This window comes from Stenotrophomonas sp. AS012628, from assembly GCF_010608305.1.
Taxonomy (GTDB): Bacteria; Pseudomonadota; Gammaproteobacteria; order Xanthomonadales; family Xanthomonadaceae; genus Stenotrophomonas; species Stenotrophomonas geniculata.
Genome location: NZ_VMBJ01000285.1, coordinates 1 through 220, shown reverse-complemented (window position 1 = coordinate 220; position 220 = coordinate 1). Strand labels below are relative to the sequence as shown.

Genomic DNA, 220 nt, shown 5'->3' with positions numbered 1-220 from the left:
CTTCATCGGCGCTCCTCGCAGGCCTGGCCGACCAGGTTGCCCTGGCGGTCGATGGCGAAGACTTCCAGCGCCACCTCGGTGGGCACGATGCCGCGGGCGAAGCGCAGGGCGTGGGCGCAGACCGCATCGCCCAGGGCCACGCCTTCGGCGTGTGCCTGGGCCAGCGCCTGCTGGCTGGTGTTGGCGGCGCGCATGCTGTCCTGTAGCGCGGTGCTGGCAC

At 72.7% G+C, this 220-nt stretch carries 1 pseudogene; it reads right to left on the bottom strand.

What is annotated here, in order from left to right:
- Window positions 1–2 precede the first annotated feature (2 nt).
- Window positions 3–220: pseudogene (locus G5A07_RS21945) on the bottom strand (cobalt-precorrin-5B (C(1))-methyltransferase); the annotation flags it as partial.